The organism is Novosphingobium sp. G106 (assembly GCF_019075875.1).
GTDB lineage: Bacteria > Pseudomonadota > Alphaproteobacteria > Sphingomonadales > Sphingomonadaceae > Novosphingobium.
Genome location: NZ_JAHOOZ010000001.1, coordinates 5,214,106 through 5,226,120 on the forward strand (window position 1 = coordinate 5,214,106; position 12,015 = coordinate 5,226,120).

General features: G+C 65.6%; 12 protein-coding genes. 1 reads left to right on the top strand and 11 read right to left on the bottom strand.

Annotation, left to right across the window (positions count from 1 at the left end; genetic code table 11):
- Positions 1 to 22: 22 nt before the first annotated feature.
- Positions 23 to 1,153, bottom strand: a complete 1,131-nt coding sequence (locus tag KRR38_RS25435; protein ID WP_217406223.1) for a 2-methylaconitate cis-trans isomerase PrpF family protein — start codon at positions 1,151 to 1,153, stop codon at positions 23 to 25.
- Positions 1,153 to 2,139: an NAD-dependent epimerase/dehydratase family protein gene (locus KRR38_RS25440; RefSeq protein WP_217406224.1), complete on the bottom strand. Its 987-nt coding sequence runs from the start codon at positions 2,137 to 2,139 to the stop codon at positions 1,153 to 1,155. Before KRR38_RS25440 ends, KRR38_RS25435 begins: the two co-directional genes overlap by 1 nt.
- Before the next feature lie 156 nt (positions 2,140 to 2,295).
- On the opposite strand from KRR38_RS25440, the gene KRR38_RS25445 reads away from it, so the two are divergent.
- Entirely contained in the window at positions 2,296 to 2,802 is a 507-nt protein-coding gene (locus KRR38_RS25445; RefSeq protein WP_217406225.1) for a nuclear transport factor 2 family protein, read from the top strand.
- Between the two features lie 3 nt (positions 2,803 to 2,805).
- Here KRR38_RS25445 and KRR38_RS25450 read toward each other — a convergent pair whose 3' ends face one another.
- The 9 genes from KRR38_RS25450 to KRR38_RS25490 form a co-directional block, all read right to left on the bottom strand.
- Positions 2,806 to 3,597, bottom strand: a complete 792-nt coding sequence (locus KRR38_RS25450) for an IclR family transcriptional regulator (RefSeq protein ID WP_217406226.1) — start codon at positions 3,595 to 3,597, stop codon at positions 2,806 to 2,808.
- Between the two features lie 41 nt (positions 3,598 to 3,638).
- Entirely contained in the window at positions 3,639 to 4,640 is a 1,002-nt protein-coding gene (locus KRR38_RS25455) for an LLM class flavin-dependent oxidoreductase (protein ID WP_217406227.1), read from the bottom strand.
- A gap of 75 nt (positions 4,641 to 4,715) precedes the next feature.
- Entirely contained in the window at positions 4,716 to 5,402 is a 687-nt protein-coding gene (gene phoB, locus KRR38_RS25460) for a phosphate regulon transcriptional regulator PhoB (protein ID WP_375293437.1), read from the bottom strand.
- A gap of 12 nt (positions 5,403 to 5,414) precedes the next feature.
- Positions 5,415 to 6,095 (bottom strand): phosphate signaling complex protein PhoU, encoded by a 681-nt coding sequence (phoU, locus tag KRR38_RS25465; protein ID WP_217406228.1) that lies wholly within the window; start codon positions 6,093 to 6,095, stop codon positions 5,415 to 5,417.
- Between the two features lie 12 nt (positions 6,096 to 6,107).
- Positions 6,108 to 6,872 carry a phosphate ABC transporter ATP-binding protein PstB gene (pstB, locus tag KRR38_RS25470; RefSeq protein ID WP_217406229.1) on the bottom strand — a complete coding sequence of 255 codons (765 nt, stop codon included), beginning with the start codon at positions 6,870 to 6,872 and terminating at the stop codon, positions 6,108 to 6,110.
- A 2-nt stretch (positions 6,873 to 6,874) separates the two neighbouring features.
- On the bottom strand, positions 6,875 to 7,759 hold the full coding sequence (gene pstA, locus KRR38_RS25475) for a phosphate ABC transporter permease PstA (protein ID WP_217406230.1): 885 nt from the start codon (positions 7,757 to 7,759) through the stop codon (positions 6,875 to 6,877).
- Complete coding sequence (pstC, locus tag KRR38_RS25480) at positions 7,752 to 9,116, bottom strand: phosphate ABC transporter permease subunit PstC (RefSeq protein WP_217406231.1); 1,365 nt, start codon at positions 9,114 to 9,116, stop codon at positions 7,752 to 7,754. Before pstC ends, pstA begins: the two co-directional genes overlap by 8 nt.
- A 49-nt stretch (positions 9,117 to 9,165) precedes the next feature.
- Entirely contained in the window at positions 9,166 to 10,218 is a 1,053-nt protein-coding gene (locus KRR38_RS25485; protein WP_217406232.1) for a substrate-binding domain-containing protein, read from the bottom strand.
- A 221-nt stretch (positions 10,219 to 10,439) separates the two neighbouring features.
- On the bottom strand, positions 10,440 to 11,852 hold the full coding sequence (locus KRR38_RS25490; RefSeq protein ID WP_217406233.1) for a porin: 1,413 nt from the start codon (positions 11,850 to 11,852) through the stop codon (positions 10,440 to 10,442).
- Positions 11,853 to 12,015: the final 163 nt, after the last annotated feature.

Sequence of the window (12,015 nt, forward strand, 5' to 3'; positions counted from 1 at the left end):
CGATAGGTTGATTGGGTGGCGCTCAGGGCGCGCGATAGATGACGTTGCCTTCGAACAGCCGGCGCGCGGTGCGGAAGACCGCGCCGTACTCGGCATTCCCATCGACCACCGAGGCATCGACGGTGGTCGTGCCCGAGGCATGACCGACGCGGATTGGCCCTTCCTTCGCGGTGCAGAGGCGGTAGGGTAGTGTCCCGGGCACGCGTGCTGCGACCGCAAGGCAGATCGCGCCGGTGATGGGCACTGCACGGTGCGGCTGGCCCAGCGAGATCATGCGGATACCGATATCGGCCTCGGCCGCCGTCAGAATACGGCCCGTCAGCGTCGGCGCGTCCTGCGGGGGGCAGATCATCGCGACCTTGGGTATGCTGCCGAGCTTTCCGGCGGCATCGAGGTCCCCGGTCAATCCCATGCGCACCGAAGCTGCGCGGCGAATCGCTTCGATCGTCGCGAGGAAGCCGGCATCGCCTTCGAGCGCGTCGGGCAGTTCCGTCCCGGTCAGCCCGAGGTCCGCGGCCGCGACGAAGACCGCGGGATTGGCGGCATCGATGCAGCTTGCGGCGATCGGGCCGAGGCCCGGTATGTCGAGCGTGTCGAGCGGGGAGCCCGTCGGCAGCAGCTTGCCCGTCTTTGCGCCGCCTGGATCGAGGAATTCGAGCTTGATCGGCGCCGCCGCGCCGGCAACCCCATCGAGCATGCAGTCGCCGTCGGCCGCCAGCGCGCCGTCTACAACCGGAAAGCGCGCGGCGATGATCTTGCCGGTGTTGGTGTTGTGGATGCGAACCACCGCCTCGCCGTCGGACGGAGTCGGGACGATGCCTTCCTCGACGGCGAACGGCCCGATCGCCGAGGACATGTTGCCGCAGTTGCCGCCGCAGTCGGCCTTGGCCTCACGGATCGAAATCTGCACGAAGGTATAGTCGACGTCGGCATCCGCCCGGCTCGAAGGCCCGACCACGCAGACCTTGGACAGCGACGACAGCCCGCCGCCCATGCCGTCGAGCTGGCGGCCATAGGGATCGGGCGACCCCATCGCGGCGAGAAAGATCGCATCCCACTCCGCACGGTTGGCGGGCAGGTCCGCGGCGCGGAACACCAGTGCGTTCGAGGTGCCGCCGCGCATGAAGGTTGCCGGGATGCGGTGGAAGCGCATCAGGCGGGCTGCTCCTTGCGCCATGCGATCAGGCGGCGGATGCCTTCCTCGACGCTGACCTGGGGTTCCCAGCCGAGGGCCGTCTTGATCTTTTCCCGGCTCAGTTTCAGCGACTGGCTGGAAGTAGCCTTCACTGCCCAGGCTTCGTCGGCATAGACGGGCTGGAGATCGCTACCGGTCACGTCGAGCACGATTTCGGCGATGCGCTTCACCGTTGTCTCGACGCCGGTGACGACGTTGAACACTTCGCCGGTCACTTCCGAAGCCATGGCCATGACATTAGCCCGCGCGACGTCGGCGACGTGGATGTAGTCGTGCACCTCGCTGCCGTCGCCGGGCAGGACGGGCGCTTCGCCGCGCATGATCTTGTCGTAGTTCTGGATGATGTAGAGTGCGTTGACCCCGCGGTAGTGCTGGCGCTCGCCGAACACGGTCGAATAGCGCAGCGCGACGCCGTGGACGCCGTGCTTCTGGCTATAGAGCTTGCACAGCGCCTCGCCGATCAGCTTGGTGCACGAATAGAGCATCGAGCCGGGCTGGTAGGAGGCGAGGTTGGCGGGAAAACTCTCGTCGATCACCGCATCGCCCTCGGGCTCGCCGTAAGCGGCGATCGAGGAGGAGAAGACCACCTTCTTGACCCCGGCATAGCGGCAGGCCTCGAACACGTTGACCTGGCCCTCGACGTTTACCGCGAGGCCCAGCGGCGGGTTCTGCGTCAGCGGCAGCGTCAGGAACCCAGCGATCGCGAAGACGCCGTCGGCGCCTTTGAACGCATCGTAGAGCTCGTTGATCCGCAGGATGTCGCCCTTGAGCAGCTTTACGCGATCGTCGCCGGCGAGGTGGGCGACCGTCTCGGGCGTGCCGAGCGAGAAGTTGTCGAGCAGCACGACCTCGCGTGCGCCTTCGGCGAGCAGCCTGTCGGCGACGTGGGAACCTATGAGGCTTGCGCCCCCCGTTACGACAAATCGACCACCCGAAATCTGCATTGCGGCATCCTCACAAGTGAGGGCGCTTTGAACTCGGCTGCGCAAACTGTCAACAGTTTACTATTGGAGGCGCGAGGCTTGCCGATCTCCTCTCGCCAGCCTCGCCTGGCGTGGTTATGGTACCGGCAAGATCAATTCCCTCAGGGAGAGGAAAGCATGCGCAAGTTTACTGCCGACCAGATGCTCACGGCCTTCGAGCTCGAACAGATGCTCTACGATTTCGCGCACGAGATCGATCACAATGGCGCGCAGGACGTCGGCCGGTTCTACACCGAGGACGGCGCCTTTCGCACGGGCGGCGTCAACATTCAGGGCCGCCCGGCGCTGCAGGGCTTCTACGACAACCGCAATGCTGCGGTGAAGCAGCACCAGAAGGACGGCGAGCGCACCGGCCGGCACGTCTTCACCAACGTCCGCGTGGTCTTCGACCCGGCCGACGCGAACAAGGCGTCACTGACCTTCACCAACATCAACTATGCGGGCGAAGGGCCGGCTCCGGTCAATGTCGGACAGATGAGCCCTTCGGCGATCGCCGACGGCCTGTTCGAATGCGCGCGCCAGGCAGACGGTCACTGGCTGTTCACGCTGTTCGCGCCCAAGCAGGCGCTGATCGGCGAGGATGATTTCATGAAGCTGATGCTGGCGCTGAACGCGCCGAAATAGGGGTCAGCCCTTAGCCCGGTACCCCAGGCTGCGCGAGATCGTCCCAGCTTCGTCCTTTACCAGACGCTTGAGCTCGGCCAGGCGGTCGGCGAGCCGCAGGCTGGGGGCGGCGACGATCAGCACGCCGATTACGGTGCCCGCCGCATCGCGGATCGGGGAGGCTGTGCCGGTGACGCCTTCGGAAGCCTGGTCGATCGTCTGGGCTACGCCGGCCTCTCGCGCTGTTGTGATCGCTTCGCCCAGCGCGCGTTTGGCTGTCAGGGTTTCCGAGGTGAACGCCTCGGGCTTCAACCGTTCTAGATAGCGGCGCAGGTCCTCATCGGTGCCGGCGGCGAGCAGCGCGCGGCCGCCCGCGGTCGAATAGAGCGGCCGGCGGTCGCCTACGGGCACGATGAAGCGCACGGTCTTCTGGCTCTCGATGACGTCGACATAGGTCAGCGTCTCGCCGTCCTCGTCGCGCACGCCGAACAGCACGGTCTCGCCGCAGCGGTCGGCAAGGCGGCGCATGCCGTCGCGCACGAGATCGGAGCTCTGCAGCCGGCGACGGGCTTCGAGCAGTGCGCTGCTGAGGCCGAAGGCGCCCGGGCCCAACTGCCAGGCGCCATCGGCGGGGGTGACGAAACCTTCCTCTGCGAGCCCGCGCAGCAACGCGGCGAGGCTGCTTTTGGGCGCGTCGAGCGCGCGGGCGAGATCGGCAAGGCTCATCGGCCCCGGGCTGGCGCCGAGCGCTTCGAGGATGCGGATCACCCGCGTCACCGACTGCGGCGACTGGGTTCCACGTTCATCCGTCGGCATCGATAGTCCCCGGCATCTGCACCGGGGATTGCCTACAGGCCCTAGGCGAAGGCGGGAAGCACGTCCTGCGCGATATGCCCGGCGTAGTGCAGGAACCGCTCGGTGGGCAGGCCGGGCGGCATGCCGAGCAGGTAGTGTTCCAGCGGCATCTTTTCCTGCAGGCCCTTGAGGTAGGTGATGGCTTCGTCGGGCGTCATGATCTTCAACTCGCCGCTGGCCTTGTATTCCTTGAGCGTCTTGGGCTTCATCCCGCCCATGCCCAGCGCCTGGTCCTCGGCGAAGAACTCGGCATAGGTGTTGTTGACGTGGAGGAAGTAGGGCGCGAGCTCGTCGAGCGCCGCGGCGGGGTCGCGTGCGATGAAGCTGGTGAGGCCGGGAATGCGGATGCCGACCGTCGTTGGATCGCGGCCGCGCTCGGCCAGCTTGGCGGAATAGAGGTCCCAGATCTCGGGATTGCCGACATAGCCATCGCCGAAGCGCGCGACGCGGTCGATCGCCTTGTCGGAGAAGCCGCCGATGTAGAGCGGCACGCGGCCGCGCGGGGCCGGCGGGCTGAGCCGCGCGCCCTTGATAGAGAAGTGCTTGCCCTCGAAATCCACCGTTTCGCCGGCCCAGAGGCGGGTGACGATCTGGAGGAACTCGTCGAAGCGCGCGCCGCGGCGGGTGAAGTCGACGCCGAAGGCCGCGGTCTCGCGCTTGCGGTAGCCGATGGCGAGGCCGAGATCGAGCCGCCCGCCCGAGAGGATGTCGATCATCGCCGCGTCCTGGGCGAAGCGCACCGGCTCGTAGAGCGGGGCGAGCGCGACGCCAGTGCCGAGGCGCATCGTCTTGGTCCGCGCCGCGATTGCCGCAAGCAAGGTCAGCGGCGAAGGGAGGTAGCCGTCCTCGGCCAGGTGATGCTCGGGCACATAGGCAGCGCCGAAGCCGAGCCGCTCGGTCTCGGCGATCACGTCCAGCGTTTCGGCGTAGAACGCCTCCCAGGGCTTGCGCCACTGCGGCGGGTTACGGAAGTCATAGAGGAAGCCGAAGGTCAGTTTGGACATGCACGCTCTCCCGCCCTGCTGAACAGGTGTTCGGCCGAGCGCTAGTGGAAACCCCGCCCGCTTGTCCAGCCTGGCTTAGGACACGTCCATCGAATAGCCGGCCGCGCGCACGGTGCGGATCGGATCGCTCTCATTGTCGCGGTTGATCGCCTTGCGCAGGCGGCGGATGTGGACGTCGACCGTGCGTTCGTCGATGTCCGAATCCATGCCCCAGACGCCGTCGAGGATCTGCTGGCGCGAGAGCACGCGGTTCGGGCGCTCCATGAAATAGCGCAGCAGCTTGAACTCGGTCGGGCCGAGGTGCAGCGCTTCGCCGCCGCGGCGGACGCGGTGCGAGGCGAAGTCGAGTTCGAGGTCGCCGAAGGCCAGCACGTCTCCGGCCAGCGAAGGTCGGCTGCGGCGAATCAACGCCTCGACGCGGGCCATCAGCTCGCGCGGAGAGAACGGCTTGGTAACATAGTCGTCGGCGCCGGTCTTGAGCCCGCGGATGCGATCTTCCTCTTCGCCGCGCGCGGTCAGCATCAGGATCGGCACGCGCGCGGTGGACTTGTCCTTGCGCAGCTGGCGGCAGACCTCGATGCCCGGAACCTGCTCGACCATCCAGTCGAGGATGATCGCATCGGGCGCCTGCTCGCGCACCATCAGCAGGGCTTCCTCGCCGTCGCCGGTGCTGCGCACGTCATAGCCTTCTGCGCCAAGGTTCCAAGTCAGCAGCTCGCAGAGCGCCAGATCGTCCTCGACTACCAGTATCGACGGTTTCATCAGAGTACCCTGTCAGTAGGGCGGGGGGCCTTCTTTTTCCGAATAGTACTGGCCCGTCGCCGCGAAGAAGACCATCTCGGCGACATTGGTGGCGTGGTCGCCGATCCGCTCGAGATTGCGTGCCACGAACAGCAATTGCGCCGCGCTGGAGATCGTCGCCGGATTCTCCATCATGTGCGTGACGAGGTTGCGGAACAGGCTGTTGTAGAAGTTGTCGAGCTTCTCGTCGCGGTTGATGACCTCGATTGCGAGAAGGGAGTCGCGCGCGCCGTAGGCGTTGAGCACGTCGCGGACCATGCCCTGGGCGATCTCGGCCATGGCCGGGACCAGGGTCAGCGGACCGATCTTGGCACGGCCTTCCATGTGGCCGACGCGCTTGGCGATGTTCTTGGCATAGTCGCCGATGCGCTCGATCACGCCGGAGATCTTGAGCGCGGCGATGACGTCGCGCAGGTCGTCGGCCATCGGCGCGCGCAGTGCGATGATCTGGACCGCGAGACGGTCTACCTCGGCTTCGAGCGCATCGAGCCGCGCGTCGGCGGCAACGACCTGCTTGGCCTTCTCCTCGTCGTGCCGTGCGAGCGCGTCGACCGCGTCGCGGATCGCGACTTCGGCGAGGCCGCCCATTTCGGCGATGAGACCGCGCAACTGGCTGATCTCGCTGTCGAATGCCTTGACTGTATGATCGACCATGTCTGGTCTCCGTTACCCGTAGCGACCGGTGATGTAGTCTTTAGTGCGTTCCTCTCGCGGATTGGTGAAGATCGCGGAGGTGTCGCCGTATTCGACCATGACGCCGAGGTGGAAAAACGCCGTGCGCTGCGAAACGCGCGCGGCCTGCTGCATCGAGTGGGTGACGATGACGATCGCGTAGCGTTCCTTGAGCTCGTCGATCAGTTCTTCGATGCGGGCCGTGGCGATCGGGTCGAGCGCCGAGCAGGGCTCGTCCATCAGGATCACCTCGGGGCTGACCGCGATGGCGCGGGCGATGCAGAGGCGCTGCTGCTGGCCGCCCGAGAGTGCGGTGCCGGCGTCGTTGAGGCGGTCCTTGACCTCGTCCCACAGGCCGGCGCGGCGCAGCGCCTTCTCGATGATCTCGTCCATCTGCGACTTGCTGTCGGCAAGGCCGTGGATCCGCGCGCCATAGGCGACGTTCTCGTAGATCGACTTGGGGAAGGGGTTGGGCTTCTGGAACACCATGCCGACACGGGCGCGCAGCTGGACCACGTCCATGCCGCTTTCGTAGATATCCTCGCCGTCGAGCTTGATGTGGCCTTCGACGCGGCAGCTCGGGATCGTGTCGTTCATGCGGTTCAAGGTCCGCAGAAAAGTCGATTTTCCACAGCCCGAGGGACCGATGAAAGCGGTGACGATGCCCGCGTCGATATCGATCGAAACGCTGTCGATGGCCTTCTTCGGGCCATAGAACACGTCGACGTCGCGGGCTGAGATTTTCGGGGTCGTTTCCATGTCTACCAGCGGGTCTCGAACTTGTTGCGAAGATAAATGGCGAGACCATTCATCGCCAGGAGGAAGATCAGCAGCACGATGATAGCGGCTGAGGTGTTCTGCACGAAGCCGGGGTCGATTTCGTCAGACCACAGAAATATCTGCATCGGCAGGACGCTCGATGGGTCGGTCACACCGCCCGGCGGGGTCGAGACGAAAGCGCGCATGCCGATCATCAGCAACGGTGCGGTCTCGCCCAGCGCGCGGGCCATGCCGATGATCGTGCCGGTGAGAATGCCGGGCAGGGCGAGCGGCAGGACGTGGTGGAACACCGTCTGCACCGGGCTCGCGCCGACCGCCAGCGCGGCGTCGCGGATCGAGGGCGGCACCGCCTTGATCGCGTTGCGGCCTGAGATGACGATGACCGGCATGGTCATCAGTGCCAGGGTCAGGCCGCCGACCAGCGGCGACGAGCGCGGCAGGTGCGCAAGATTGATGAACACCGCGAGGCCGAGCAGGCCGAAGATGATCGAGGGCACCGCGGCAAGGTTGTTGATCGAAACCTCGACCCATTCGGTCCAGCGCGCCTTGGGGGCGAATTCCTCGAGATAGATCGCCGCCAGCACGCCCATCGGGAACGATAGAGCCAGCGTCACCAGCATCGTCAGGAAGGAACCCTTGACCGCGCTCCACACGCCGGCCGTGGCCGGCTCGGTCGAATCCGAGCCGGTGATGAAGCTCCAACTGAGGCCGGCCAGCCCGTTCTTCGCCATGGTGAAGAGCAGGAAGACAAGAAACAGCAGCGAGATGACGATAGCGGCCAGCCCGAGCAGGCGAAAGCGGCGCTCGGCGGCGTGGCGCTTGGCCAGGCGGCGCGTCCAGGCCTTGGATTGCCAGGTGTCACTCATAAGCTTCCCGGAACCGCTTGACGACGCGCAGGGCGACGATGTTGAGGATGAGGGTGATGACGAACAGGACGAGGCCCAGCGCGAAGGCCGACAGCGTCTTGGGGCTGTTGAACTCCTGATCGCCGGTCAGCAGCTGGACGATCTGGTAGGTCACCGTCGTCATGGAATCGAACGGGTTGGCCGAGAGCCGCGCGGCGGCGCCGGCGGCCATGACCACGATCATCGTCTCGCCGATCGCGCGGCTGACCGCGAGCATCACGCCGGCGACGATGCCAGGCAGCGCGGCCGGCATCAGCACGCGCTTGATCGTCTCGCTGTTGGTGGCGCCCATCGCCAGGCTGCCGTCGCGCATCGCCTGCGGCACCGCGGCGAAGCTGTCGTCGGCCATCGAGGAGACGAAGGGGATGATCATCACGCCCATGACAAGGCCCGCGGCGAGCGCGCTCTCGGTCGAGGGATTGGCCTGGCCGAGCGCGCCGGCGAAGTCGCGGACCATCGGCGCCACGGTCAGCGCGGCGAAGTAGCCGTAGACCACGGTGGGGATGCCGGCGAGGATCTCGAGAATTGGTTTCAGGATCTTGCGCGTATTCGGCTTGGCATATTGCGTCAGGTAGACCGCGCTCATCAGCCCGAGCGGGATGGCGATGACCATGGCGATGATCGCGCCGATATAGATCGTGCCCCAGAACAGCGGCACCGCACCGAAATCCGCGCCGACGGCGGCGTCCTTGGGCGACCAGTGCGTGCCGGTGAGGAAGTCGATCGGCGAGATCTGGCTGAAGAACAGCCCGGTCTCGTAAAGCAGCGAGAGGATGATGCCGATCGTGGTCAGGATCGCGACCAGCGAAGCGAGCAACAGGAGGAACATCACCACGCGCTCGGTCTTCGTGCGCGCCGGGAAGGTGCCGCGGACGCGGGTGAAGCCATAGCCGCCGCCGGCGAAAGCCAGGATCAGCGTCAGCACGCCGCCGATCAGCGAATAGCGCATCTCGGCCGCGCGAAGCGGCACGGCGAACTCGGTGGCCAGCGGGTTGAAAGCGGCTGCGCCGGGGTTTTTCGTGAGCGACCAGGCTTCGGACATGACCGCCTGGCGGTCCATGTCGAGCGCCGGAAGCTTGGCGGCGATCGGCTGGGCCAGCACCGCGGATTCGACCAGCCCGGGCATAATCGCGCTCCAGACCAGCCACGCGACCAATGCCGGCACGATGATCCACAGCGCCATATGCCAGCCGTGATAGCCCGGCATCGAATGCAGCGAGCCGCGGCCCGTATAGAGCAACCTGGCCTTGGACCGCGCGGCGAACCAGCCGACGAGGCCCAAGGCCAAGATCGCCACGAGGACGATATTGGAAGTCATTTTTGATCGGTCACTTGTACCAGCAGGTCACCCGCGACCCCGCCGGACCTCACTTGAGGCCCGCGGGATCCATCACCGTCATCTTGGCGGCGATGTCGGCGCTCTTGGTGCGGACGTCCTCCGGAGCAATGACCATGCCCTTGGCCTTGAGGTAGCCATCAGGCCCCCAGGACTTGGCCCACTCGGCGACGTAGTCCGACAGGCCCTTGATCGCGTTCAGGTGCGCCTTCTTGACGTAGATGAAGAGCGGACGCGCACCCGGATAGGAGAAGTCCGAGATCGTCGCATAGGTCGGTTCGATGCCCGACATCGTGATGCCCTTCAGCTTGTCCATGTTCTCTTCGAGGAACGAGTAGCCGAAGATGCCGATCGCTTTTGGGTTCTGCGAGATCTTCTGGACGATCAGGTTGTCGTTCTCACCCGAATCGACATAGGCGCCGTCGTCGCGGATTTCGGTGCAGACCTTCTTGTGCTGGTCTTCGTTGCTGGCCTTCAGCGCCTTCATCGCCTCGTCGGTGTCGCAGCCCTTGGTCAGGATCAGTTCCTGCAGCGCGTCGCGCGTGCCCGAGGTCGAGGGCGGGCCATAGACCAGGATCGGGATCGCCGGCAGGGCGGGGTTGACGTCCTTCCAGACCTTGGCGGTGTTGGGCTTGCCGAACGGATTGGCGGCGAGCGCCTTGTATATGTCGGTCGGGGTCAGCGCCATGCCGGGGCCGCCCTTGCCTTCGGCGAAGGCGATACCGTCGAGGCCGACCTGGATCTCGACGATCTCGGTCACGCCGTTCTTCTTGCATTCCTCGAATTCGGATTTCTTGATCCGGCGCGAGGCGTCCTCGATGTCGGGATGGCCAGCGCCGACGCCGGCGCAGAACAGCTTCATGCCCGCGCCAGTGCCGGTCGATTCGATGACCGGCGACTTGCCGCCGGCCTTGCCGACCTGCTCGGCTATGGCCGTGGCGAAGGGATAGACGGTCGAGGAGCCCACGGCGCGGACGAAATCGCGCGATCCCGCCTGGGAACCACCACCCGAGCCGCCACAGGCGGAAAGAGCGATAGCGAGCGCCGGAACGGCGACAATCGAAAGATTACGGATGGCGCGCATGATTAACCCCTTCGCTCCTGTTATGGGTGGCTCCTATTGGCCTTAAATGACAGTTCGATGACAATTCGATGACGCATCGTCGAAGCATTGTGGAGGGACGGCCCAGACCGACGCAATTGCGTCGTGCCAGCGGCAAAAAAGTCTGGCGAGCGATATCGCGCCGCCGACTGGCCCGGGTCCCGTGGAGGGAGCGGGCAGAAAACGGAGCGCGATTCGCGTCATCAGAAATCCAGCTGGGCGCGCATGCCGAAGGCATCGGCCGAATAGTTGGGATCGCCGGCTGCCTTCACCGCGGCGCCGTTCAGCCAGATATGGCCATAGTTGGCGATGAAGCGGACGTAGTCCATCGGAATCCAGATCAGCGAGAGGGCGGCGATCTGCTGGCGCCCGCCGTTGAGACCGGCGTCGGTCAGGTCGATCGTGTCATAGCGCGCGTTGATCTGGAATGCGCCGAGGCCGCCGTCGCCGACCGGATGCTTCGGCTTGATCCGGTCGTAGACACCGGCCTTGTAGGCGGTCTCGTCGTCGGTCAGCAGCAGCCCGACTTCGGCATAGCCGCCCCAGAACGTTGGGTCGGGCAGGCCGGGGCGCAGCGACGTCAGCATGTGGCCTTCCGCCGTGGCGTGGAAGCGGCCGGAGATATAGGCGAGTTCGGCGCCGAAGTTCCGCTCGCCGGTGGCAACGAAGGAGCCGGTATCGACCAGCCGGGCGTCGGTGGTGTGGAGGAACGGCCGGGTGCTGTAGCGCACGCTCGTAGTCGAGCCGTTGAGGTCGCGATAATGGGCGGAGGCGCCGATGTGCAGCGTCCCGTCGCCCAGCTTGGGCATGAAGACGATGCGCCCGTCGACGCTCCAGTTCTTGGCGGTATCCGCGTTCAGGCTGGCGAGGTCGTCGGTGAAGACGCCGGCCTGGATGACGACCTTGTCGTTTGCATAGGTTCCGCTGACGCCCAGGCGTCGCTCGAAATTGAAAGCGCTGCTGAAGCTGGTCCGCTCCATCTGGCTGGTGAGCAGGTCCGATGTCAGTTCATCGAGCCCCCAGAACGGTTTGTGCTGCCCGACGGTGAGCGTCAGGTTGGCAGTGGGCTTATAGAACAGGTAGACGTCGGTGAGGTTCACGCTGGAGGCCGCAAGATCCGCTTCGAAACGGTACCCGAACCCTCCGGGCATCGTCCCGTCGAAACCCAGGTAGAAGCGTCGAAGCTCGCTGGATACGCCGAGATGGCTGTTGTCATTGGCGCCGGCGGTGAGTCCCTTGGGGGCACTGATTCCGCCGATGTCCGTCTGGATGCGGCCGCGTGGCTTGAAGCTCCAGCCACCGTCGGCGGAAACGATCTCGGGCGCGCCCTTCCAGTTGACCTTGACCGGCGGCGCCTTGGCCGCGGCGGCGGTGGCCGTGGTTGCAGCCGAAGTCGCACTGGCCGCGGCCTGGGTCGCCGCGTCGGCCTTGGCGTTGGCGGCGTTGAGCTGCGCCTCGAGACTGTCGATCCGTTCCGCCATGCGCTGCATCTGCGCGCGCATCGTCGCCAGCTCCTGCTGGACCGCGGCATTGTCGGCCGACTGGGCCTGGGCCGGAAGCGCCCAACCCAGCGCGACGACGAGCGCCGAAGCCGAGACGAGTCTTGCGTTGCTCATAATGCCATCCCCTTTGACACTTCGTGGTCGCGTAGCCCCAGGCTGGCTGCTCTTCTCGTCGGGCTGCCCCCGCGCTCGGTCCGAACTTCGGTCGGAGTCCCGCCGCTTCACCTCAGTGACATACGAAATTACAAAGCCGCAATACTTCCGTGCCGTTGATCTG

Excerpts from the sequence above, each read along its gene's own strand:
- KRR38_RS25435 (WP_217406223.1), bottom strand. The coding sequence starts at position 1,153 with ATGCGCTTCCACCGCATCCCGGCAACCTTCATGCGCGGCGGCACCTCG.
- KRR38_RS25440 (WP_217406224.1), bottom strand. The coding sequence starts at position 2,139 with ATGCAGATTTCGGGTGGTCGATTTGTCGTAACGGGGGGCGCAAGCCTC.
- KRR38_RS25445 (WP_217406225.1), top strand. The coding sequence starts at position 2,296 with ATGCGCAAGTTTACTGCCGACCAGATGCTCACGGCCTTCGAGCTCGAA.
- KRR38_RS25450 (WP_217406226.1), bottom strand. The coding sequence starts at position 3,597 with ATGCCGACGGATGAACGTGGAACCCAGTCGCCGCAGTCGGTGACGCGG.
- KRR38_RS25455 (WP_217406227.1), bottom strand. The coding sequence starts at position 4,640 with ATGTCCAAACTGACCTTCGGCTTCCTCTATGACTTCCGTAACCCGCCG.
- phoB (WP_375293437.1), bottom strand. The coding sequence starts at position 5,402 with ATGAAACCGTCGATACTGGTAGTCGAGGACGATCTGGCGCTCTGCGAG.
- phoU (WP_217406228.1), bottom strand. The coding sequence starts at position 6,095 with ATGGTCGATCATACAGTCAAGGCATTCGACAGCGAGATCAGCCAGTTG.
- pstB (WP_217406229.1), bottom strand. The coding sequence starts at position 6,872 with ATGGAAACGACCCCGAAAATCTCAGCCCGCGACGTCGACGTGTTCTAT.
- pstA (WP_217406230.1), bottom strand. The coding sequence starts at position 7,759 with ATGAGTGACACCTGGCAATCCAAGGCCTGGACGCGCCGCCTGGCCAAG.
- pstC (WP_217406231.1), bottom strand. The coding sequence starts at position 9,116 with ATGACTTCCAATATCGTCCTCGTGGCGATCTTGGCCTTGGGCCTCGTC.
- KRR38_RS25485 (WP_217406232.1), bottom strand. The coding sequence starts at position 10,218 with ATGCGCGCCATCCGTAATCTTTCGATTGTCGCCGTTCCGGCGCTCGCT.
- KRR38_RS25490 (WP_217406233.1), bottom strand. The coding sequence starts at position 11,852 with ATGAGCAACGCAAGACTCGTCTCGGCTTCGGCGCTCGTCGTCGCGCTG.